The sequence below is a fragment of the Microbacterium esteraromaticum genome, from assembly GCF_017303215.1.
GTDB classification, from domain to species: domain Bacteria; phylum Actinomycetota; class Actinomycetes; order Actinomycetales; family Microbacteriaceae; genus Microbacterium; species Microbacterium esteraromaticum_C.
This window is the reverse complement of sequence record NZ_JAEMWU010000001.1, coordinates 847,266-870,251: the sequence shown is the minus strand read 5'-3', so window position 1 is coordinate 870,251 and position 22,986 is coordinate 847,266. Positions and strand designations below refer to the sequence as shown.

Here is a 22,986-nt window from a genome sequence, read left to right as displayed (position 1 = left end):
TCACGCCGTCGCGGGTCGCGCCTGCCCGCCACCGGCGGGCGCCTCGGATGCGCGCGGGGCGTCGTTGCCGGCGGGGGTCTGCGCGGCGATGCCCTGCTCGGAACGGCGGGGAACCTCGATCGGCGGCACGGTCGACACCGGGCGCTCCTCGCTCGAGAGCCACAGTGGGCGCTCGGGCAGCTTGCGCACCTCGGTGAAGATCTCGGCGATGCGGTTGTGGTCGAGGGTCTCCTCTTCGAGCAGCGCGAGGGCGAGGCGATCGAGGATGTCGCGGTTGGCGCTGATCACCTGGTAGGCCTCGTTGTGCGCCTGCTCGATGAGGGCGCGCACCTGCGCGTCGACGCGCTCGGCGATCGTCTCGGAGTACTCGCGTCCGCGGCCCATGTCGCGGCCGGCGAACGGCTCGCCACCCTCGGAGCCGAGCTTGACCGGGCCGAGCTCGGTGGTCATGCCGTACTCGATGACCATCTTGCGGGCGATGCTGGTGGCCTTCTCGATGTCGTTGGAGGCCCCGGTTGTGGGGTCGTGGAAGACGAGCTCTTCGGCGACGCGGCCGCCCATCGCGTAGGTGAGCTGGTCCTGCAGCTCGTTGCGAGTGACCGAGTACTTGTCGTCCAGCGGCATGACCATCGTGTAGCCGAGTGCCTTGCCGCGGGGCAGGATGGTGATCTTGGTGACCGGGTCGGTGTAGTTCATCGCGGCCGCCGCGAGCGCGTGTCCGCCCTCGTGGTACGCGGTGATGAGCTTCTCTTTGTCCTTCATCACGCGGGTGCGGCGCTGAGGACCGGCGATCACACGGTCGATGGCCTCGTCGAGGGCACGGTTGTCGATCAGCTGCGCGTTCGAGCGCGCGGTCAGCAGCGCGGCCTCGTTGAGCACGTTGGCCAGGTCGGCACCGGTGAAGCCGGGGGTCTTGCGGGCGACGACCTCGAGGTCGACCGACTGCGAGAGCGGCTTGCCCTTGGAGTGCACCTCGAGGATCTGCTGGCGGCCCTTGAGGTCGGGGGCGTCAACGCCGATCTGGCGGTCGAAGCGGCCCGGGCGCAGCAGTGCGGGGTCGAGGATGTCGGGGCGGTTGGTCGCCGCGATGACGATCACGTTGGCGTTGGGGTCGAAGCCGTCCATCTCGACGAGCATCTGGTTCAGGGTCTGCTCGCGCTCATCGTTGCCGCCACCCATGCCGGCGCCGCGGTGACGACCGACGGCGTCGATCTCATCGATGAAGATGATCGCGGGGGCGTTCTCCTTGGCCTGCGTGAACAGGTCGCGCACACGGGAGGCACCGACGCCGACGAACATCTCGACGAAGTCCGAACCCGAGATCGAGTAGAAGGGGGCACCGGCTTCGCCGGCCACGGCGCGGGCCAGCAGGGTCTTTCCGGTGCCGGGAGGGCCGTACAGCAGCACACCCTTGGGGATGCGCGCACCGATCGCCTGGAACTTGGCGGGATCCTGCAGGAACTCCTTGATCTCGTGCAGTTCCTCGATGGCCTCGTCAGACCCGGCGACGTCGGCGAAGGTGACGGTCGGCGTCTCTTTGCTGACGAGCTTGGCCTTCGACTTGCCGAACTGCATGACCTTGCTGCCGCCGCCCTGCATCGACGAGAGCAGCCACCAGAACAGCAGACCGAGCAGCACCAGGGGCAGCAGCAGTGACAGGAAGCCGTCGAACCAGGTGGCGCGGGGCACGACGTCGTTGGTGTCGGCGGCCTCGATACCGGCCGCGTCGATCGCCTCGACGACCTGGTCGGCGCGGGCCTGCACGTAGTAGAACTGGACGTTCGTCGCGCCCTCGAACTCCTTCGACAGGGTCAGGTCGACACGCTGGTCGCCGTCGGTGTTGACGACCTGCGTCACCGTCTTGCCGCCGAGCAGCTCGAGACCCTGCTGCACCGTGATCTGCTTCGGCGCGGACAGGTTCGAGATCAGCAGGAAGCCGGCGAACAGCAGAACGCCGATCAACGCGATGTAGATCAGCGGATTCTTGGAGACCTTCTTGACACCCATGATGGGTTCAGCGTACCGCCCGCGCCATTGGGGGCCGCTGTGCGTTCACCGACGGCGTAGCGGTCAGGAGTACACGTGCGGTGCCAACACGGCGACGTCGCGCAGGTTGCGGTAGCGCTCGGCGTAGTCCAGGCCGTAGCCGACGACGAACTCGACCGGGATGTCGAAGCCGACGTACTTGCAGTCGATCTCGACCTTGGCCGCTTCGGGCTTGCGCAGCAGGGCGAGCACCTCGATCGACTCGGCGCCACGCGACTGGAAGTTCTCGAGCAGCCAGCTCAGCGTCAGGCCCGAGTCGATGATGTCTTCGACGATGAGCACGTGCTTGCCGTTGAGGTCGGTGTCGAGGTCTTTGCGGATCTGCACGACACCGCTCGACTTGGTGCTCGCGCCGTAGCTCGACACGGCCATCCAGTCCATCGGAGCGTGGCAGGGCAGGGCGCGGGCGAAATCGGCCATCACCATGACGGCGCCCTTGAGAACACCGACGAGCAACAGGTCCTTGCCCGCATAGTCGGCGGCGACCTGCTCGGCCAGCTCGGCCAGCTTCGCCTGGATCTGCTCCTCGGTGACGAGGATCTGGGTGAGGTCGTCCTGAATATCGGCGGCGCGCATGCCTCGAGTCTAAATCGGATGCGCGCCGATTCCTGTCGTCTTCCGCATGCGGGCGGCTACTGTGAGCACGACAGGAGCGGGCGTGCGCCCGTGGGGAAGGTGGAACACATGAACCTCGACGACATTCTCAAGCAGGTGCCGGTCGATGACATCGCCGAGCGCTTCGGCGTGAGCCCCGACGTCGCCCGCCGGGCGGCGGAGGAGGGTGGTGCGGCTCTGCTGGGCGGCCTCGCCAAGAACGCCGAGACCGCCGAGGGCTCTTCGGCGATCGAGAAGGCGCTGAGCCGCCACGAGGGGTTCACCGGGGCATCCTCGGTCGACGACGTCGATGCGGCCGACGGCGAGAAGATTATCGGTCACGTGTTCGGTGGCGACGAGAAGCAGGTCGTCGAGGGTCTCACGGCCTCCGAGAAGACGGCCGGCGGCATCGACTTCGGCAAGCTGCTGCCCGTTCTCGCCCCCATCGTGATGGGGCTGATCGCGAACGCGAACAAGGACAAGTCCGGCGGCGGGGGCATCGGCGATCTGATCGGCGGTCTGCTCGGTGGCGGTCAGAACGGCGGCGGTCAGAACGACGGTGGACTGGCCGGCAGCATCGGCGACCTGCTGGGTGGACTGCTCGGCGGACGCAAGTAGGACGTCAGCTTCGTGCGGTGAACACGATGCGCCCGCCGTGGCGGCGCGCCGTGCAGGCGGGCAGGTCGATGGGGCCCTGCCCGCTCCAGTCGGTGGCCAGCCGGGCGACCTCCAGGGTCTGCACCCGGGTGAGGCTCACGCCGAACTCGCTGTCGACGACCAGGCGGATGATGCGGTTGCGCAGTGCGGCCGGGTTGGCAGCGAGCGCGGCAGCGCTGACCGAGATGCCCGCTTCGGCGTGCTCGACGATGTCTTCGATCGTCTCGTGGATCATGTCGTCGAAGGCGGCGGTGTCCTCGCGCAACTGCTCGGCGGTGCGGGTGAGCGCCTCGGCGATGCCTGGTCCGAGTTCGGCTTCGAGCACGGGCAGCACGCGCTGGCGCGCGCGCACCCGCGCGAAGCGTTCGTCGGTGTTGTGCGGGTCGTCCCAGACCGCGATGTCGGATGCTGCGCAGAACGTCCGCGTGGTTGCGCGGCGCACGCCCAGCAGCGGGCGCATCCAGGCAAGGCCGTCGTCGTCGACGCGCACCGGGGGCATTCCTTGCAGGCTGGCGGCGCCTGCGCCGCGGGCGAGCCCCAACAGCACAGTCTCGGCCTGATCGTCGAGGGTGTGTCCCAGCAGCACGGCAGCGGCGTTCTCGGCGCGGGCGATCCCGCCGATCGCGGCGTAACGGGCGTCACGAGCGGCGGCTTCGAGGCCCGCCCCGGTCGCGGTGACCTCGACTTTGGTGCTCAGCGCGTTGTCGACGCCCAGGTGTTCGGCAGCGACGGCCGCGACGGTCGCGACCTCGCCCGACGTCGGTTGCAGCTGGTGGTCGACGGTGAGACTGAGCACGGTGATCTCGCGCGCCCTGGCCTCGAACACCGTGGCGGCGGTGAGTGCGAGCGAGTCGGCACCCCCGGACAGCGCGACGATCACGGTCGACCGCTCGGGGAGCTCGGCGATGGCCGAGCGCACCGCACGGCGGACCTCGGCGACGGCGGGATTCAGCGAAGGCACCCTCCCACGCTAGCCGCCCGAACGAGCGCGGCGCTCATCGCGAAGTAGGCTGGTCACCGGCATCCACCGTCTTTTTTCATCGTCTTTCAAGGAGAGCACCCATGGGCGCACACGACGCCGTCATCGAGATCCCCCGCGGCAGCCGCGTGAAGTACGAGGTCGACCACGAGACGGGGCGCGTGCACCTCGATCGCGTGCTGTACACGACGTTCGGCTACCCGGCTGACTACGGCTACTTCGACAACACGCTCGGTGAGGACGGCGACCCGCTGGACGTGCTCGTGCTGCTCGACCACGCGATCTACCCCGGCGTGGTTGTGAACGTGCGCCCGGTGGCCGTTCTGAAGATGAGCGACGAGGCCGGTGGCGACGACAAGCTGGTCGCCGTGCTCTCGAAGGACCCGCGCTGGGCGCACATCCAGGACCTGGGCGACCTGGCCGAGTACACGAAGAAGGAGATCGAGCACTTCTTCGAGCACTACAAGGACCTCGAGCCCAACAAGTGGGTCAAGGTCGACGCGTGGGGCGATGCCGCTGAGGCCCAGCGCATCCTCGACGAGGCGATCGAGCGTTTCGGCGCCGAGGGCCACTGATCTTCGCGGGCCCTGAGCCCGAACGATGAAACCCCCGGCCGAGCGGCCGGGGGTTTCGTCGTTGTGGCGGATGCACGCGATCAGATCGCGCCGCGGGCCCTGAGGAAGTTGTACGGGTTGGTGGTTCCGCCGCCCGTGTAGACCTCGAAGTGCAGGTGGCACCCCTGCGAGGCGCCCGTGTTGCCGGCGTAGCCGATGAGCTGCCCGGCGCTGACCTGCTGGCCGTATCTCACAGCGAATCGACTGAGGTGCGCGTAGCCGGTGGCGACGCCGCCGCCGTGCTGGATGCGGATGTAGTTGCCGTAGCCGTCGTTGTAGAACGCGGCATCGACGCGCCCGGATGAGGCGGCGTAGATTCCCGTGCCGCACCCATTGGCGAAGTCGGTTCCGCGGTGGAACGTCGAGCGGCAGACGCCGTTGACACAGCGCGGGGGGCGCGGGCCATAGTGCGACGAGATGTACCCGCCGTGCGGGCGGCGCCAGGCGCCGGAGCCCGATCCGCCGGTGCCACCGCCACCTCCTCCGCCGCCGGAGCCGCCACCGCCGTTGTTGTTGGCGGCTTCCTCCTGCTTACGACGCTCTTCCTCTTCGCGGCGGCGACGCTCTTCTTCTTCCTTGCGCTTGCGCTCGCCCTCCTGGTAACCGGCGACCGTCGCGGTCGTGGTGTCCTTGAGCGCGGCGAGTTGCGCTTCGAGCGTGAGCAGGTTGTCCTGCTTCTGTTGCAGGGCCGCCTGGGCGGCATCCGCGGCCTGCTGCGCGGCGATCATCTTCTGCTCGGCGACCTTCTGCAGCCGATCGCGTTCGTCGCGCGCCTTGACCGCCTGGTCGGTGAGCGACTGCGCCGAGTCGCGGGCGGCGGCGGCGCGGTCGGCAACTGCACGGTTGTACTCGAGCAGCTTGTCCATGCTGCCGAGGCGTTCCAGCAGGTCGTCGGCGCCGTCGCCCGAGTTCGAGAGGAACATCTCGAGAGCGGCGTCGTCTCCGTTGTTGCGGTAGATCTGGTTGGCGACCTGGCCGGCCTTCTGCGCGCTCTCATCAGCGATGGCCGACTGCTCGTCAGCCTGAGCCTGCAGGTCTTCGGCCTTGTCTGCCTGCTCGAAGTACGCCTGCTGGGCGGCGTAGAACTCCTCGCCGGCCTTGCGTGCGGCTTCTTCGGCGGCGGCGGCCTGCTGGGTGAGCTGCTCGATCAGACCCTGGATACGGGTGATCTCGCCGGCTTTGGCGACCTCGTTGGCCTTCGCGCGCTGAACGTCATCCCAGCTCGGGTAGTCGGCGGCGTGGGCGGTGGGGCTGCCGGCAGAGATTCCGAAGGCGGTAACCGCGATGGCACTGAGTGCACCAACGGTGATCGCGCCGCGGCGCGACACCTTGGCCGAGGGCCAGAGGGAGCGTCGCTCTGCGGATGTAGGCGCGCAGTCGCAGTCATCGGATGCTGCAGTCGCATCCTTCAGCACGTCATCGTTCACACGGCATCGTCCCCCGTTTCACAGTTGCCACACTAACAACATTCGTCACAACTGCAACAGGTCTCGTCGGTCTCGCGCGTGCGCGCGAGGCACCTCCATCCTGCCTCGAAACGCCCGGGATACAAGCCGAACCGCCCTCGATTTCACTTTTGGAGGAAAAACCGCTTATGCTTGAGCGTCGGCAAGGGAACCCCCCGGGGATCTCATCCGGCCCCATCGTTTAGCGGCCTAGGACGCCGCCCTTTCACGGCGGTAGCACGGGTTCGAATCCCGTTGGGGTCACTCTTTCCGATACAATTTAACAAGTATGGCCCTGTAGCGCAGTTGGTTAGCGTGCCGCCCTGTCACGGCGGAGGTCGCGGGTTCAAGTCCCGTCAGGGTCGCTCCAAGCGACGGGCCTTCTTTCGAGAAGGCCTTTCGTATCGGACGCGGCAGTTCCACGAAGTGCCGCGCGGCTCTGTAGCTCAGTTGGTAGAGCGTTCGACTGAAAATCGAAAGGTCACCGGATCGATGCCGGTCGGAGCCACAAGGATCATCATTACCGTGATCCCAGAAACCCTCGCGTAGCTTCTACATCGCGGGGGTTTTGCTTTGCCCTCCCCCGGTCGTCGAGCGAGCGAAGCGCGACGAAACGCCTCCACCCAGCCCCGGTCGTTGAGCGAGCGAAGCGAGACGAAACGCGCCGCCCGTGGGCCTTGTGCCGGTTTTGTGCCGGTGGCGGCGTCGAAACCACCCCGCCCCCACCGACCTCGAGCATGAGCGCGAAGCCAGTCCAGCAGCCTGCTGGACCAGCCCTGCGGCCGACTTCGAGCACTCAACGCCGCCGCGCTGGACCCCAACAGCGGCCGACCTCCCCGACGACGACACCGAGGAGTGGCTCCAGCGGGTTGCCGGCGTCAGCGCTGAACTAGCCGATCGCTCGGCCGACATCCACGCTCTACTGACTACTCACGCGCAAACAGTCGCCGATCCGCGTCCCAAGCTCGCCATGCTTGCCAAGTGGCAGCCGGTGTCGCCGAGTGCACTCCGCCACCGATACAACGACCACCATGTGCAGGCGGTACGGGAACTGCTCAAGGCGGACCCACTGGTCGACATCTTCCTCGCGCCGTTCCTCTCGGTCATCGACAGGGACTTCAGCGGCATCTCCCCCGCCCTGGACGAGCAGCTGAAGCGGCGCAGACGGATGCGCTCCATCGTCTCTGAGGAGTTCACGGCCCTGTTCGGCAAGAACGCATCGAAGCAGCTCGGATTCGTCAGAAACCCCGCGGATGAACGGATCACTCGACCGATCGATGATCTGGCGTCGTTCATGTCAGTAGCGCTGAAGCGCCGCGACCCAAAGCTGCTCTCGGTGTTTGACTAGTGGCACCGACGCTTCGAGGCCCGCGCAGTCAACCCCGAAGACGTCAAGGCAACAGCCACGCGAGCTCGGCGGTCCACGAAGTGACGCGAGGTGTGAGGACTTTCTTTACTCGTTCAAGGCCGACCTCCGGCCGACAGCACCGCCTGCGGCGCGTCCGGTCCTCGCTCCGCTGCGGCCCGAGCGCTCCCCGTCGGCGCGACACGCTCGAACTTCCCAACGGACGCTACACTCGCGGTGAGGAGGGGTATCGATGCTCTGGCAGGTCAACGATTTCAAGGGTGTGCGCTCAGCACAACTGGACACCCGAAGCGGAAAGACAACGATTCTCACGGGCATCAACAGCAGCGGAAAATCGTCCATCATTCAGTCCCTACTCCTCCTCGCTCAGAGCCTCCACAGTGAGGGCCCGCTCGTCCTCAACGGTCCGCTTGTACGGCTCGGGGAAGCCACCGATCTGGTACGGGAAGCATCAGGCGGCAATGCGATCACCATCAACATGGAGCTCAAGGCCGAGCGAAACGAGGAATTGCTGCACGGCCGAGAGCTACAGGCAACTTTCAGTCTCTCCCCAAAGCCAGACGGCTCTACCCTCACCCCTACCCGCATCGAGATCATCCCGGGCGACAACGCAACCCCGCCGCTCGTGCTCGAACACGCACACTCTCGAACTGGCGACCGCAACCGAGCAGAAGATCTGCTGCGGGGAATCGGAACCGTCGACGCACTACGACTCAAGTCAATGATCGACGGCGCCCCAGATCTTCTGCGCACCTACGTGATTCTGCAAGGGCTCCGCCCGATCGGGGTAATCCAGTTCAAACAACCGGATAGCCTCCGAGACTCATATCGGCGTGCTATCCAAGCAGTACTTGACGGCAGGCAGCAAGCTGCGTCGAAGAAGTCCTCGAACACGTCCTCTTCCCGGGTCGCCGGAGCCACGCTCATCAACGAGTTCGTGAGACATGCGTCGCGTGCAGCGGGACGCTCGAAAGATCACCCCGCAAGAGCCTTGCTGGAGGAGCACGGTTTCAGCCGCGGCACAATGCCGCCCCACCTACTCGATCGAATGTGGGGGCGTCTAAGCCTTAGGGAGAAGGATCTCCTTCTCGACGCTGCGGCCCAGGAGCGCCAGCGTCGAGATTTCATATTTCTTCCAGTTCGCGGTTCACTCTGGGGCCACGGATCAGTTGCCGATGGCTTACTTGAAGGAATCCTCGAAGTAACACTCGGTGATACATACGTTGCCTTGCAAGCTGTAGAGAACGCGATGGAAGCCCTCGGCGAACGAGTACAGTACCTTGGCCCTCTGCGCGATGAACCGCGTGTTGTATGGAATCACTGGAACGAAATTGCCAAAGGCCTCCCGGTCGGTACGCGTGGCGAGTACAGTGCAGCAGTACTGTCACGGGCACAGACGACATTGGTCCCATATCGCTCGTCAGACGGCGAAGATCAAGTGCGCTCGCTAAACACGGCAGTGGATCATTGGTTGTCATACTTGAAGATTGGCGAGACCGTTTCCGCCCGCTCCCACGGGAAGCTTGGTGTCGGGCTAGACCTTATCGTTGATGGCCACACCCGTGATCTGACTTCAGTGGGAGTTGGCGTCAGCCAAGCTCTCCCCCTTGTCGTCGGCGTGCTCGCCGCGCCAAGAGATGCAATCTTCATCATCGAGCAGCCTGAACTCCATCTTCACCCGGCAGTACAGGCGCGGCTCGCAGACTTTCTAATAACTGCTCGTCCGGACATGTCGATCATTATAGAAACACACAGTGATGCATTTGTCACCCGCATTCGCCGTCGTGTTGCTGAAGACCAAGTGGCACCGGATTCGGTTGACATAATTTTTGTGGAACCAGGTGACGGTGGCTCAACGGCGCGGACTCTCAACGTTACAGAGTTCGGCGACCTGACCGAATGGCCGAGCGGTTTCCTATCTTCCGCCGAGGAAGACGTCCGCGCAATACTCATGGCAAACATCGCACGCTCTACGGCGAGTTAGCATGGCGGCAGAAATATTCCGGTTGTTTGACCCAGAACTGATCATCCCATCGCCTAGTTCGGTCGGCAGCTTGGCCTTCTGGAAACGACTCGACGAGCGAGCCGATGACAAAGACCCTCGGGTAGGGCCGACCACGATGCAGGCGTTGTATGCTCTGATGAGCAACCTCCCGCGTGTCGACGGCCTGCCCACCGGGGACATGTGGTCGATCTTAGGAAAGATCGTCAATCGCGGTTACACAGCACAGCGAACAGAGCGCTCACTCTGCAGAGAGCACTTCTCGTCGATCTACAGCCCGGTCCTCGGATCAGACACCAACGCCCTGACCCTAATGTCAGATGCTGCCGCCACGGGCGCTGGCACCGTGATAGCCCTAGCTACGGTCGACGCATGCTGGTCTGAGCCCTTGGACTGTGCTGCCTGCCAGGATGCTCGCTTCTTCAATGTAACGCGGAGGATCGCGAGCCGACAGGACCTGGCTGCAGCTTGGCGGCAGAGCGTACTTACGGAGTTCCCGGAGGACATCGGTGCAGTACAAGCAAATGCAGAACGCCTATTCCCGAACCTGCGTTTCGCTGACCGCGCCTGGGCCGATGTAAACACGCTCAAGGGAGATCACCCTGCTGTCTTTGACGCGTTGGTTCTGCACCTATCAGCGCTCAACGACCACGCGCGGGACATCTGGCGCACCTTCACCGAAACAGCAGACCGCGAGGCGGCCTTTGGCTCGCTCGGAGTGACGTCCTCCCCAGAAAGCCCCAAGACACGACGTAATTCTGCAGCAATGAAGGAACGCGACTTCGTTTTCGATGGCCGCACCATCCGTTGCGAGTGGCACACCAAATTCCGGCCCGACGTCAATCGTATTCACTTCTTCGTGGCCGACGAGGTCGTCTATGTTGGCACGATCATCGATCATCTTTCGATCTAGATCACCATGTGCCGGTCCCGTGCTGGCAATTCCACTGAATCCACCCCAAACCAGCCGCGACCAACGCAGACGACTTCCGCGGAATCACGCGGCAACCGACGACCAACAGGCACCCGTTACCCCGCCGCATCCAACTGAAGTCGAAAGGTCACCGGATCGATGCCGGTCGGAGCCACAAGGATCATCATTACAGTGATCCCAGAAACCCTCGCGTAGCTTCTACATCGCGGGGGTTTTGCTTTGCCCTCCCCCGGTCGTTGCCCTGACTGCTCTTGGTAGATGGATTCGTCGATGAGCCGCGGGCTCAGCCTTGAGTCGGCAACCCCTTGACCATTGCGGCCTGGATGCGCCGATCGAGATCGTCGAGCTCAGCCAGAAGCTCAGACGCCACCCAGACCCGGTCGCGCTTGCGTCCTGTGATCTCGCGGATGAAGCCGGCATCCTCAAGCCGATCGATCGCCGTGTAGGTCGCCTGCGTAGAGGCGCCGGAGTACTGTTCGATCTCCGAGACCGTCATCACCGGATGGTCATAGAAGGCGGGGATGAGAGCAGCGGCCGCAGAGCCCGTGCGTGGCTGGACCTCTGCCATCCACTCTCCCGGGAGCGCCTTGATGCGCGCGATGGACACGCGAGAGCACGTCGCCGCCGCGCGAGCGGAACGTGCGAACAGCTCGACCAACGGAGCGGGGTTGCCGAGGCGATATGCCCCGAGGGCTGCGAAGTAGCTATCGCGTTCGGCGAGCAGACCGCTGGCCAGCGGAACGACAGCGTTTCGCGTCACACCTCGCCGACGAAAGACAGCGGAGACCAAGGCTCGGCCGATACGGCCATTGCCATCGGTGAAGGCATGGATCGACTCGAACTGGGCGTGCCCGATCGCCGCCTGCGTCAGCACGGGCACATCATCGCGGTTCAGATAGGCGAGCAGGTCGTCCATCAGTGCGGGGACACGCTCGGAGGCGGGCGGCACGTGCAGCGCATCTCGAGGCGAGTAGTCGCTTCCGCCGATCCAGTTCTGCATGTCACGCAGGCGGCCGGCGTAGGACGCTTCCTGCGGGTCGTCCTTCATGAGCGCGTGGTGTGCGGCGAGGACGTCGTCCAGTTCGAATCGACCACGATCTCCGGTCACGGTGACGAGCTCGTGCAACGCTGTGCTGGCCGCCACCATGCTCGACGCGGAAATGTTCGAGCGGTTGCCGGCCAGAGCTTTGGCGTAGTCGACCGCATCGGCCGTGATCCGCTCGATCTTGGACGAGGCAACCGATTCCGTACGCATCATGAAGCGGCTCATCGCCGCAGAATGCCCCTCAGCATCCGTGTCTGCCTGAGCAACGGCCAGCAACGCGTGCTCGGATGCCACGATGACCGGCATCGGAGGAAGATACTCCGCGTGCTCGATCATCGGAGGGATCGTCGCCTGTACGACAGTCAGCATCCGGTCGGCGCGGGTTCCTCCACGCACCTGCTGACGCCAAGGCAACACCTCCACCTCGTGGGGCGGCCACTGATGCCCGGTGAACTGTGAAGCGTGCATGCTTGATTATGGCAGGTAATACTCAAGAATATGCCACATAAACTGGAATAAGCGTGAGACTACTTCAGTCGACCGTGGCGGTCAACCATGCGCGAGTGTCCCCACCCCCTCCTACGATTAACAGTGCGCTGCCACCCGAACAGCGCGTTGCACCCCGAGGCACGGGGTCAGTATCCGATCGTGCGCCCGGCGCACCTGATCGCCGGCCTTCCATGCGCGGTGCGCGTGCAGCGGTGCGCCGGCAGAGCGGTGAACATGATGGCAAGCGCGCGCACGGCATCGAAGAAGCTCCTCCGACGGGGCCGCAAGACGCTCGGGCTTGTGGCGCTCGGCGTGGCCGTCCTGCTCATCGGCAGCCTCGCCAACGTCGTGTTCGGCGACGATGTCGGACATCCGCCGTCTCTCACCGCCACCCCGACGCCGACCGAACCAGCCACCGCACCGTCGCCCGACGCTCCCGCAGGCACACCCGACGACCTCCAGAACGTCACCGCGCTGCAAACACTCGACACCCTGACCGTCAAAGGCCGTGCACCCAAGACCGGCTACTCCCGCGAACAGTTCGGCCCCCGCTGGCAAGACGTCGACCGCAACGGCTGCGACACCCGCAACGACATCCTCGCCCGCGACCTCACCGACATCACCCGCACAGGCAACTGCCGCGTCACCACGGGCACACTCGACGACCCCTTCACGGGGCAGACGATCGACTTCATCCGAGGTCAAGGCACCAGCGAACTCGTGCAGATCGACCACGTCGTCGCCCTGTCGGATGCCTGGCAGAAAGGCGCCCAACAGCTCAGCACCGACCAGCGCGCATCGTTCGCCAACGACCCCCTCAACCTGCTCGCCGTCGACGGCTCAGCCAACGCGCAGAAGGGCGACGGCGACGCCGCCACCTGGCTGCCCAAGAACCGCGCCTTCCGGTGCGACTACGTCGCACGCCAGGTCGCCGTGAAGGCCGCCTACAACCTGTGGGTCACGCCCGCCGAACACGACGCGATCACACGAGTGCTCAACACCTGCCCCGACCAGCCGCTACCGGCGTCGACGCTCTCGGTTCCGTCTTCCTGACCACGCACCACAGCAGCCGAACCAAACGCCGTGGGCACAGAAATCGGCCCGGACCCCGCCTCTCCGAGGGGAGGAGACGCAGGATCCGGGCCGATTGGAATCAGCCGCGATTCGGGTTACGCAGCGAGCCAGAGGGCTGCGCCCTCGCGCCACCCGAGGCCCGCAGGCCCGGCAGGCAGCAGAACTTCGTGACGCGGGGCCACGACACGCAGACGGCGCCCGGCCAGCTCGACGACGTACACGACATCCGCACCGCGGTACACCGAGGTGACGATCTCGACCGGCACCGGTGCGTCAGCATCCACCGCCGCACGCACGTGCAGGTCTTCCTGACGCAACATCACCTGGCCGTCTTCACCGTCGACCGTTCCGACGGGGGCGTAGCCCCCGATCGTCACCGCGACGTCACTGCCCTGCAGGTAGGCGGTGGCGCCGGAGCGCGTCGCGGGCAGCAGGTTCGCCGAGCCGATGAAGTCGGCCGCGAACGACGAACGCGGAGCGCCGTACAGGTCGGTGGGCGCGCCCTCCTGCTCGATCACTCCCCCGTTCATCAGCACGACGCGGTCCGACAGGCTCATCGCCTCTTCCTGGTCGTGCGTGACGAAGATCGTGGTGAGGCCGAGCGTGCGGTGCAGCTCCTTCAGCTCGATCTGCATGTCTTCGCGCAGACGGGCATCCAGGTTCGACAGGGGCTCATCCAACAGCAGCACACGCGGCTCGAACGCGATCGCCCGCGCCAGCGCCACGCGCTGCTGCTGTCCTCCCGAAAGCTGCGCCGGATGCCGGTCGGCGAGGTGCCCCATCTGCACGCGTTCCAGCGCACGATGCGACAGCTCGCGCTGCTCGGCCTTCGGCTTGTCGCCCGCCATGCGCAGACCGAAGCGCACGTTCTCGACGACGGTCATGTGCGGAAAGAGTGCGTAGCTCTGGAACATCATGCCCAGGTGGCGCTTCTCCGGAGGCAGGCGCGTCACATCGGTGCCGCCGATCTCGATCGTTCCGCTCGTGGGAGATTCGAGGCCTGCGATACAACGCAGCAGCGTCGTCTTTCCGCATCCCGACGGCCCGAGCAGCGAGATGAACTCACCGGACTCGACCGCCAGGTCGATGCCCTTGAGAACCTGCGTGCTCTTGAAGTCCTTCGTGAGCGAAGAGATGGTGAGCGTAGTCATCAGACGAACAACCTTCCCAGGCCGATGATGCGCTCCAGCACGATCATCAGGGCCACGGTGATGAGAACCATGAGGGTAGAGACGGCGGCGACCGTCGGCGAGGTGCTGAACTCCAGCTGCCCGTAGATCGCGATGGGCAGGGTCTCCAGCTGCGGGCTGCGCAGGAACAGGGCGATCACCGCGTCGTCGAACGAGATGTTGAAGGCGAAGAACGCCCCCGCCGCGATACCCGGTCGCGCAATGGGGAGCACGACGAGACGGTAGCGGTTCCATGCGTTGGCGCCGAGGGTGCGCGATGCCTCTTCGGTGAAGTGGTCGGCGCGGGCCATGACTCCGGTGACGGTGCGCATCACATACGGGATCGCGATCACGACGTGCACCACGATCAGCACACCCACGTTGGGGGCACCGATCGTCATCGACGTCAGCGACAGCGCACCGATCGCGAGGATGATCGTCGGCAGCGTCAACGGCGACATCAGGAACGCCTGGATCGCGCCGGCCCCGGGGATCGGGAACCGGGTGAGCGCAAGCGCCGCCGCGGTGCCGATCGTCGCGGCGAGGATCGCCACGACGACGCCGACCAGCAGGCTGAGACGGAACGGCTCAAGATACGTGTCGGATGTCAGCGCGTCGACGTACCACTCCAGAGTGAATCCCTTCGGGGGGAACGTCAGGAAGCGGCTCTCGCTGATGGAGGCACCGGCCACCACGAGCAGCGGCACGAGCATGTAGAGGGTGATGAAGATCCCCAGCAGGATCGCGAGGATCTTGCCGACGATCGGCACTGAGCGGATCATGCGCGCACCGGTGCCTTTCCGATTCGGGCGGTGGCGGCGAGCACCAGCATGACCCCTGCGAACAGGAGCACGGCCTGGGCGGCAGCGAACGGCCAGTTCAGGTTGGTGGTGGCGTCGACGTAGATCGTCTGCGCGAACACAGGGATCTGCGGCCCACCGATGAAGCGGGGGGTGATGAACGAGCTCACCGAGAGCACGAACACCAGTGACGCTCCCGCGACGATCCCGGGGATCGACAGCGGCAGCACGACGTGCCACAGCGTGCGCCAGAAGCCCGCACCGAGAGTGCGTGAGGCCTCTTCGAGCTGCGGACGGATGCCCGAGATGACCCCGAGGATGCTGAGCACGGCGAACGGCAGCAGCACCTGGACCATCGCGATGACGACGCCCACCTCGGTGCCGAGGAAGCCCTGCGCACTCTGCGCGATCCACTCGGCACCCGGAATCTGCATGAGCAGGCCCATCGGGCCCATCAGCACGACCCAGCCGAACGTGCGCACCACGACGCTCGTCATGAGCGGAAGGATGATGACGATCAGCAGGAACGACCGCACCTTCGCGCCGGCCCTGGCCATGATGTACGACAGCGGGACGGCCAGCAGCAGGGTGACGAGCGTCTGGATGACCCCCAGGCGGAGTGAACGCCACGCCGCCTGGAGGTGGTACTCGCTGGTGAACAGACGAGTGAAGTTCTCCAGAGTGAACCCGCCTGCCGACGCCTGAACGCTCATGAGAAGCATGCCGGCAACCGGGGTGACGAAGCCGATCGTGAGCAGAGCCAGCGCCGGCAGGAGGAGCAGCCAGGGCTCCTTACGGGTTCGGATACTCATTGGGTGATCAGTGCGTTCCAGGAGTCGATCCACGCCTGACGCTCACCGGCGATGTCACCGGGGGCGTAGACGACGGCCGCGTCGAGGGCATCGCCGGTGAGCACCGACTCGGCAGCCTCTGCCGACAGCTCGGTGGCCGAGTTGACCGGCGAGTAGCGCATCTCTTCGGCGAACACCTTCTGCGCCTCGGGGCGCAGCTCGAAGTCGACGAACAGCTTTGCCAGCTCGGTGTTCTCACGGCCCGAGACCACGTTGGCGGTGATCAGCGAGGCAGTCACGCCCTCTTCGGGAACGATGAACTCGACCGGAAGACCCGCGTCCTGCAGGGTGCCGGCGTAGTCCATGGCGTACGGGGCAAGCCACGTGCCGCGCTGGGCGAATGCCGTCTGCAGGTCGGGCGAGGTGGGAACCACGATCGCGTCACCGGATGCCGCGAGTGCACCGAGGTCGGCGATGGCCTGCTCGGTGTCGTCGATGCCGCCGCCGAGCACGTCTGCGACGCGCAGCATCGACAGCACGCCGTACGAGTTGCTCAGGTCGGGCAGGGCGACGTGACCGGCGTAGGCCTCATCGAACAGGTCTTCCCACGAGGTCGGCGCGGGTGCACCGGACTCGGTGTTGTAGACCAGGCCGATCGGGGCCAGCTGGATCACGGGGCCTTCGCCGCGCTCCAGGCCGGCGGTTGCGACCGAGACGAGGTTGTCGTACTCCGACAGGTCGTCAGCGGCGATCGGGTCGATCAGCCCCTCCTGCGCGGCGGTGTACTCCTGGCCGCCCGAGAAGTGGACGACGTCGATCTGCGGGCTGGCCTTCTGCGCGGTGACCTGGGCGAGCGCGTCGGCGCTGTACAGCGTGACGAGTTCGACGTTGGCACCGGTCTCGGCCTCGAACGGGTCGACGACGGCGGTGACGAACGCCTTCTCCCAGTCGCCACCGAACGTGGTGACGACGATGGTCTCGCCGGCGTAGGGCTTGTCGGCGTCGCCGTCGGCGCTCGGGGTGTCAGCGGCGCCGCTGCAACCTGTGAGCGCGAGCGCTCCGATGGTCGCCAGGGCACCGAGGGTCATGAACTTTCGGGTTTTCATGCATACTCCTTCGTATCAATCATCGGGGACGGAGAGGTCCTCGGGTCGCGTGCTGTCAGGCGACGCGGCCGATGGTGAGGTTCTTGGCACCGTCGATGCGGATCGCGGCGCTCTCGGTGGCGAATTCTTCAAGGCCCTCGGTCACGCGGGCCCAGATGTTAACCGGGGTCCAGCCGAGCGGGCCGAAGACGCGTGCGCCACCGGCGTAGAACACACCGATCTCGTACCACTCGAAGGGCAGGCCGCCCATCTGCATGGGACGCTGCCAGTACCACATGAGGTCTCCGGGGGCCGGAACGACCTGCTGGTTCTCGTGCGGGATCGCCTCGGGGTCGAAGCCCTGTGCCTCTTCGGGCAGGCCCACCATAACCTCGGGGCCGGCGTACATGGCGTGCATCGCCTGCATCGTCACCGGCTTCTCGAGTGCGCCCCACAGCGCGGCGCAGGTCTCGGGCGCCAGGTCCTCAAGGAGCGTGGCGATGGCGCGCGTGCCGTTTTCGTACTCGAGGAAGATCTGCTTGGTCATGCTGTTCCTTTCTTCGCGGCGCACGCGCCGGCTGCTCGTTCCTGTGCTGCGGCGATCAGCGCCGCGTACAGGGGGGTCTCTTCGGCGCTTTCCGCGCCGGCAAGCTTCTCGGGGTGCCACTGCACGCCCCAGTAGGCCCAGTCGTCGTCGGGCTCGATCGCCTCGACGATGCCGTCGGGCGCCCAGGCGACCGCCCGGAACCCCTCGGCGAGGCGGTCGACCGCCTGATGATGGATCGTGTTGACGGTGCGCTCGGTCACCCCGTAGGCACGACTCAGACGACTGCCGGCGTCGATGCGCACCGGGTGGCGCTCATCGAGCTGCGCCGCACCGGTGGTGGGGCGGTGAGTGACCGTCGCATCGATGTCGACGATCAGACTGCCGCCGAAGGCCACATTGGTCACCTGCATGCCGCGGCAGATGGCCAGAACCGGGATGCCGCGTTCGCGCGCACCGCGCACAAGGGCGATCTCGTACTCGTCGCGGGCGGGGTCGTAGGTCTTGCCGGCTTCGGGGGCCGCACCGTAGCGCGACGGGTCGAGATCCTGCCCACCCGAGATCACCAGTCCGTCGATGCGGTCGAGCACCGTATCGACAGCGGCGGTCGGGGGCAGCAGCACCACGGCACCGCCGACCGCTTCGACCGGAGCGGCGTACTCGGCCCCCAGCGTGTGCATGGGGCGGGCGTCGCCGAGCTCGGTGTCGAAGGTGCGGCGCCAGGTGCTGATGCCGATGAGCGGGGCGGTCACGACAGCTCGATCCACGTCGACTTGAGGTCGGTGAACTTCTCGAGAGCGTGCAGGCTCTTGTCGCGCCCGTAGCCGGAGCCCTTGACTCCGCCGAACGGCATGGTCATGTCGCCCTCTTCGAAGCAGTTCACCCACACGACACCGGCCTTGATGCGTCGCGAGACCCGGTGCACGGCGTTGAGGTCGTTGCTCCACAGCGCGGCGGCCAGACCGTACTCCGTGCCGTTGGCGATCGCCAGCGCGTCATCGAGGTCGTCGTAGGCGATGACCGAGAGCACCGGGCCGAACACCTCGCGGCGTGCAACCTCGTTCTCGGGAGTCACACCGACAACGACGGGAGCGAAGTAGCTGCCGCCCGCGACGGCGTCGAAGCGCTCAGCGCCACCGGCGGCGATCTCGGCGCCTTCAGCATCCGCACGCTCGACGAAACCGGCGATGCTGCGCAGCTGGTTCTCGCTCACGATCGCTCCCATCGAGGTGGTCACCTCGAACGGGTCGGCGGGCAGCGTGGTGCGCGCCACCTCGGCGGCGATCTCGAGAGCACGATCGCGGTCGGCGCGGGGCACGAGCAGCCGCGACGAGGCCGTGCACATCTGGCCCTGGTTGTAGAAGCACCCATCGGCGGTGGCGCGCACGGCGCGCTCGAGGTCGGCATCGGGCAGCACGAGGCTGGCGGTCTTGCCGCCGAGCTCGGGCCAGACGCGCTTTCCGTTGGAGAGACCCGAGTAGGTGAGGAACTTGCGTCCCACCTCGGGCGAGCCGGTGAAGGTGATGACGTCGACGTCGTTGTGCTCGCCGAGCGCGCGGCCGGCCTCGTGGCCCCGGCCCGGGGTGACGTTGAGCACGCCGGCGGGGATGCCCGCTTCGAGGGCGAGTTCGGCCAGACGCAGCGCCGAGAAGCTGGAGTTCTCGGCGGGCTTGAGCACGACGCTGTTGCCGACGGCGAGCGCGGGGGCGAGCTTCCACGCGGTCATCGTGAGGGGGAAGTTCCAGGGCACGACGGCGGCGACGACACCGGCGGGTTCGCGGGTAACCAGCGCGAGGCTGTTGGGCGAGGTGACCGGAAGCTCGTCGAGCACCTTGTCGACGGCTTCGCCGTACCAGCGGAAGCAGTTGACGACGGCGCGCATCTCGGTCTGCAGCGCTTCGCGGATCGGCTTGCCCATCTCGAGCGAGATCAGCAGGGCCAGTTCTTCGGCGTTGTCGTGGATCTTCTGCGCGAAGGCGATCAGCGCCTGTCCGCGCTCGCGGGGCGCGCGCTGCGACCAGCATCCGCTGTCGAAGGCGGCGCGTGCCGAGCGCACGGCGCGGTCGACGTCGGCATCGGATGCCGCCGAGATCGCGGGCAGTGCACGTCCGTCGCGCGGGCTGATCGGGGTGAGCGGCTCCGCCGATCCCTGCACCCACTCGCCATCGATGAGCAAGCCCGTCCGGAGGTGAAGTGCCGCTGCGCGCTGTTCCCAGTCGCTACCCGTTGCCGTGAACACGATGATCCTTTCATCTGTGGAAGTCCCACAGATGATGATAATCGCCGGTTTTCGCCAGAAATGCAACCGTAGATGAACTATCTCGCCACTAGGGCGGGATTTGTGAGCGATCTCGCTATATTCGGATGGCCCCCGTAAGCGGCTCCTCATCGGCGTCGATCAGAGTGTCGACCATCAGCGAACCGCGCAGAACCGGCGCGATCACCACGAGCGAATCGACAACCTCCAGGCCCTCGTGCTGAGCGATCGTCGGACCGGTCAGGAACTCGTAGAACTCCGCTTCGTCCCGCACGAGCACGTTCAACAGCAACTGCGAGGTTCCCGTGGTCGCCACGATGAACTTCACCTCGGGGGCCGTGGCGAGCGCCGACCCCACGGCCTCCATGTCTGCCATCGGCACACGGAACCAGACCAGAGCCTCCAGACCCAGACCGAACAGTGACGGCAGCACCTCGGTTCGCGGATGCATGAGCCCGCGCCGCTGCAGCGACTCCATGCGGCGACGCGTCGTGGTGACATTCAGGCCCACGTCGCGCGCGAGCTGCGCCACCGGCATCCGCCCGTCGCGCAGCAGCAGCTCGATGAGCGCATGCTCATCGGGAGACAACGAATCACCCGGATCCAAGGGGCCGGACGGGCCCGGGTCGAGCATCCGCACCTGCTCGTCGCTGAGAATGTCGACCCTCCAGTCATGCCCGGAACGGAAGAACTTCAGCACCGTGGTGACGTGAATCGACTCCACTCCGCGCAGTTCGCGGAAGTCGGTGAACAGCAGTTCGCGGATCGCCGCATCATCACGCGGCAGCAGCATCCCCGTGACGTCACTGCTGCCTTCGAGCACCGACACCGACGACGCATCGGGCCGCCGCGCCAACGAACGAGCCACACTCCACAGCGCCCGCGGCTGGGTGGTGATGCGGAACAGCACGGCGCGCGCATGCAGTACGCGCGCCGGATCGACATAGGTCGACACCCGTACGAGGCCGCTGTCGAGAAGGCGCTGACCGCGCCGGGCGACGGTGCGCTCAGGCAGATCCAACGCCCGCCCGATCTCGCCCCATGAGGCTCGGCCGTTCACTTGCAGGGCGGCGGCGATCAGTCGGTCGGAGTCATCGGCCTTAAGGTCGTTCACAGTTGAAGGCTACCGAAACGTTACCTAGGCGCCTTCATGACCGGTGGCTCTGCGCACTTCACACGCGGTCTCGACCCGCCACGGACCGCTGACCTGCACCTCACGAGGCCTGACGAGGACGAGCAGGGACCTGGTCAGCGGGGTCATGAAATCTCAAGACGTTGCCTGCCCACCTGGCCGCGCTCGTCACCCCGACCGCCACAACATCGACCCGACGCGACGCCGTCATCGCCCAGGTCACCGGCATGGCCGCGGCACTGCAGAACCACCCCTGACACACCGCGGCGCCGACCCGGAACACAGGCGCAGCCGTGGCATCCGCCGTGCCACACTGACTGCATGCCCCAGCATCCGAACGATCCCCGGCAGGCGCGGCGTCTTCCCGAGACGCTGAACGAGTTCCAGCGGGCCGAAGGGCACCCGCAGTTCCGGGTCGATGTCGAACGCATCCGCTTCTCACCCTTCTACTCACGCCTCTCGGCCGTCACGCAGGTGATCTCGCAGGCGGGCGCGGGGCTCGCCGTGCACAACCGGCTCACCCACTCGATCAAGGTCGCCGCCGTCGCACGCGCCATCGCCACGCACCTATCGACACGCGACGACGAGGCAGGTCGCACCGTCGCCGAGCTCGGCGGCGCGCACCCCGTCGTCGTCCAGGCCGCGGCCGCGGCGCACGACCTCGGGCATCCGCCGTTCGGGCACCTCGGCGAGCAAACCCTCGACCACCTCGCCCGCACTCGCTTCGGGCTGAGCGAAGGCTTCGAGGGCAACGCGCAGACCTACCGCATCCTCACCCGCCTCGACGAACACGACCGCCCCGGCGTCGGCCTCAACCTCACCGCAGCCGTACGCGCCGCCGTCCTGAAGTACCCCTGGCGCCGCGGCGACGGCGGACGCCGACGCGGTGGGGCGAGCAAGTTCAACTACTACGCGATCGACGAGCAGGACGCCCGCGCGGCGCTGTCGGCGTACCCGCTCATCGCGCCCGGTCAGCAGACCGTCGAATGCTCGATCATGGACATCTCCGACGACATCGCCTACTCGCTGCACGACCTCGACGACTTCTACCGCGCCGGACTGCTGAACCCCGCGACGCTGTCGGCCGAATTCCACTCCTGGCACCGCGACCTGGCCCGGCTACGGGCATCCGATCGCGACGCGCTCGAAGCCGACACCCGCACACCCGGCCACTCGCTCGAGCTGCTCTGGCGCCGCCTGCAGAGCAAAGACGCCTGGATCGCCGATGCGGATGCCTTCAGCGAAGCCGTCGCAAAGGTCTCGGCCGAGGTCATCGACGGTCTCGTCGCCGAACCGTTCGACGGCTCGCTGGCCAGCGAACGCGGCCTGGCGCGTTTCACCACCGCATGGATCGCGCGCCTGCAGTCGTCGATCGAAGTGCACCGGCATCCCGATGAACGCTGCGGCCATGTGAGTCTCAACCGCCAGGCGTGGCATGAGGTCGCCGTGCTGAAGTTCCTGCACGAGCGCTTCATCCTCGAACGCCCCGACCTGACCGTCTACCAGCGCGGGCAGGCGAACATCCTCGTGCGGCTCGTCGACGGCTTCGCCGCCTGGCTCGACGACCCGGGCGACGCACGTCGCGCTCCACGCCGGCTCATCGACCTGGTCGAACTCGCCACCGACGACTACCGTCGCCTGCGGCAGGACGCCCCCGACCTGGTGGGGGCGCGCACCAACGACGACCTCGACCGGCTCGCCCGCGGACGCGGGATCATCGACTACGTCGCCTCACTCACCGACGCGCAGGCCTCGTCGCTCGATGCCCTGCTGGCCGGTCAGACCGAACGCCTCTGGGACGCCGGCCAGGGCCTCTAGCCCGTTTCTCGCCCGCCGCTCGCGCCGTCTCGCGCCGTCTCGCGCCGTCTCTCTCCGGTGAGAAACCACTTCCCGTTTGAGACACCACTTGCGGAGGTGTTTCTCGAACAGGAAGTGGTTTCTCAGCGGATGCTGCCGACCGGCG

20 protein-coding genes and 3 tRNA genes are annotated in these 22,986 nt (G+C 66.3%); 10 read left to right on the top strand and 13 right to left on the bottom strand.

All coding sequences use genetic code 11. The annotated features are described in order from the left end of the window. Both ftsH and hpt read right to left on the bottom strand, forming a co-directional pair. Window positions 1-2,007 (bottom strand): ATP-dependent zinc metalloprotease FtsH, encoded by a 2,007-nt coding sequence (gene ftsH / locus JF543_RS03965; RefSeq protein WP_206550590.1) that lies wholly within the window; start codon window positions 2,005-2,007, stop codon window positions 1-3. A gap of 63 nt (window positions 2,008-2,070) precedes the next feature. Continuing rightward, entirely contained in the window at window positions 2,071-2,622 is a 552-nt protein-coding gene (gene hpt, locus JF543_RS03960) for a hypoxanthine phosphoribosyltransferase (RefSeq protein ID WP_179409189.1), read from the bottom strand. 108 nt (window positions 2,623-2,730) lie between these two features. On the opposite strand from hpt, the gene JF543_RS03955 reads away from it, so the two are divergent. Next, entirely contained in the window at window positions 2,731-3,258 is a 528-nt protein-coding gene (locus JF543_RS03955; RefSeq protein ID WP_179409190.1) for a DUF937 domain-containing protein, read from the top strand. A 4-nt stretch (window positions 3,259-3,262) separates the two neighbouring features. On the opposite strand, the gene tilS is transcribed toward JF543_RS03955, so the two are convergent. Beyond that, the gene (gene tilS / locus JF543_RS03950) at window positions 3,263-4,258 is read right to left on the bottom strand and encodes a tRNA lysidine(34) synthetase TilS (protein ID WP_206822797.1); all 996 of its coding nucleotides are present in this window, start codon (window positions 4,256-4,258) and stop codon (window positions 3,263-3,265) included. A 101-nt stretch (window positions 4,259-4,359) separates the two neighbouring features. Between tilS and ppa the strand changes: the two genes are divergently transcribed. Next, a complete protein-coding gene (gene ppa, locus JF543_RS03945; RefSeq protein WP_179409192.1) occupies window positions 4,360-4,851 on the top strand; it encodes an inorganic diphosphatase in 492 nt (163 codons plus the stop codon). Window positions 4,852-4,931: 80 nt separating this feature from the next. Here ppa and JF543_RS03940 read toward each other — a convergent pair whose 3' ends face one another. Then, complete coding sequence (locus JF543_RS03940) at window positions 4,932-6,317, bottom strand: peptidoglycan DD-metalloendopeptidase family protein (RefSeq protein ID WP_206822796.1); 1,386 nt, start codon at window positions 6,315-6,317, stop codon at window positions 4,932-4,934. 209 nt (window positions 6,318-6,526) lie between these two features. On the opposite strand from JF543_RS03940, the gene JF543_RS03935 reads away from it, so the two are divergent. The 6 genes from JF543_RS03935 to JF543_RS03910 all read left to right on the top strand — a co-directional run bounded on the left by JF543_RS03935 (window position 6,527) and on the right by JF543_RS03910 (window position 10,616). Beyond that, window positions 6,527-6,599: transfer RNA gene (locus JF543_RS03935), tRNA-Glu, on the top strand. A gap of 27 nt (window positions 6,600-6,626) precedes the next feature. Then, window positions 6,627-6,700: transfer RNA gene (locus tag JF543_RS03930), tRNA-Asp, on the top strand. A gap of 70 nt (window positions 6,701-6,770) precedes the next feature. Continuing rightward, window positions 6,771-6,843: transfer RNA gene (locus JF543_RS03925), tRNA-Phe, on the top strand. 162 nt (window positions 6,844-7,005) lie between these two features. Beyond that, a complete protein-coding gene (locus JF543_RS03920) occupies window positions 7,006-7,683 on the top strand; it encodes a hypothetical protein (RefSeq protein WP_206822795.1) in 678 nt (225 codons plus the stop codon). Window positions 7,684-7,933: 250 nt separating this feature from the next. Next, window positions 7,934-9,685: an AAA family ATPase gene (locus tag JF543_RS03915; protein WP_206822794.1), complete on the top strand. Its 1,752-nt coding sequence runs from the start codon at window positions 7,934-7,936 to the stop codon at window positions 9,683-9,685. A 1-nt stretch (window position 9,686) separates the two neighbouring features. After that, window positions 9,687-10,616, top strand: a complete 930-nt coding sequence (locus JF543_RS03910) for a hypothetical protein (RefSeq protein WP_206822793.1) — start codon at window positions 9,687-9,689, stop codon at window positions 10,614-10,616. Window positions 10,617-10,920: 304 nt separating this feature from the next. On the opposite strand, the gene JF543_RS03905 is transcribed toward JF543_RS03910, so the two are convergent. Beyond that, window positions 10,921-12,150: a Fic family protein gene (locus JF543_RS03905; protein ID WP_206822792.1), complete on the bottom strand. Its 1,230-nt coding sequence runs from the start codon at window positions 12,148-12,150 to the stop codon at window positions 10,921-10,923. A 180-nt stretch (window positions 12,151-12,330) separates the two neighbouring features. On the opposite strand from JF543_RS03905, the gene JF543_RS03900 reads away from it, so the two are divergent. After that, complete coding sequence (locus tag JF543_RS03900) at window positions 12,331-13,224, top strand: HNH endonuclease family protein (RefSeq protein ID WP_347401085.1); 894 nt, start codon at window positions 12,331-12,333, stop codon at window positions 13,222-13,224. A 116-nt stretch (window positions 13,225-13,340) separates the two neighbouring features. On the opposite strand, the gene JF543_RS03895 is transcribed toward JF543_RS03900, so the two are convergent. From JF543_RS03895 to JF543_RS14595, 8 genes are all read right to left on the bottom strand, one after another. Next, window positions 13,341-14,396 carry an ABC transporter ATP-binding protein gene (locus JF543_RS03895; RefSeq protein ID WP_206822791.1) on the bottom strand — a complete coding sequence of 352 codons (1,056 nt, stop codon included), beginning with the start codon at window positions 14,394-14,396 and terminating at the stop codon, window positions 13,341-13,343. Continuing rightward, a complete protein-coding gene (locus JF543_RS03890; RefSeq protein WP_179409195.1) occupies window positions 14,396-15,196 on the bottom strand; it encodes an ABC transporter permease in 801 nt (266 codons plus the stop codon). Before JF543_RS03890 ends, JF543_RS03895 begins: the two co-directional genes overlap by 1 nt. Next, a complete protein-coding gene (locus tag JF543_RS03885) occupies window positions 15,193-16,026 on the bottom strand; it encodes an ABC transporter permease (RefSeq protein ID WP_179409196.1) in 834 nt (277 codons plus the stop codon). The genes JF543_RS03890 and JF543_RS03885 overlap by 4 nt, the downstream gene beginning before the upstream one ends. Beyond that, complete coding sequence (locus tag JF543_RS03880) at window positions 16,023-17,111, bottom strand: extracellular solute-binding protein (RefSeq protein WP_206822790.1); 1,089 nt, start codon at window positions 17,109-17,111, stop codon at window positions 16,023-16,025. The genes JF543_RS03885 and JF543_RS03880 overlap by 4 nt, the downstream gene beginning before the upstream one ends. A 55-nt stretch (window positions 17,112-17,166) precedes the next feature. Beyond that, a complete protein-coding gene (locus tag JF543_RS03875; RefSeq protein ID WP_179409198.1) occupies window positions 17,167-17,637 on the bottom strand; it encodes a DUF3830 family protein in 471 nt (156 codons plus the stop codon). After that, the gene (locus tag JF543_RS03870; RefSeq protein WP_206822789.1) at window positions 17,634-18,386 is read right to left on the bottom strand and encodes a gamma-glutamyl-gamma-aminobutyrate hydrolase family protein; all 753 of its coding nucleotides are present in this window, start codon (window positions 18,384-18,386) and stop codon (window positions 17,634-17,636) included. The genes JF543_RS03875 and JF543_RS03870 overlap by 4 nt, the downstream gene beginning before the upstream one ends. After that, on the bottom strand, window positions 18,383-19,873 hold the full coding sequence (locus JF543_RS03865) for an aldehyde dehydrogenase family protein (RefSeq protein ID WP_206822788.1): 1,491 nt from the start codon (window positions 19,871-19,873) through the stop codon (window positions 18,383-18,385). Before JF543_RS03865 ends, JF543_RS03870 begins: the two co-directional genes overlap by 4 nt. A 115-nt stretch (window positions 19,874-19,988) precedes the next feature. Beyond that, complete coding sequence (locus JF543_RS14595; RefSeq protein WP_206550600.1) at window positions 19,989-21,005, bottom strand: Lrp/AsnC family transcriptional regulator; 1,017 nt, start codon at window positions 21,003-21,005, stop codon at window positions 19,989-19,991. Window positions 21,006-21,344: 339 nt separating this feature from the next. Between JF543_RS14595 and JF543_RS03855 the strand changes: the two genes are divergently transcribed. Next, the gene (locus JF543_RS03855; protein WP_206822787.1) at window positions 21,345-22,841 is read left to right on the top strand and encodes a deoxyguanosinetriphosphate triphosphohydrolase family protein; all 1,497 of its coding nucleotides are present in this window, start codon (window positions 21,345-21,347) and stop codon (window positions 22,839-22,841) included. Window positions 22,842-22,986: the final 145 nt, after the last annotated feature.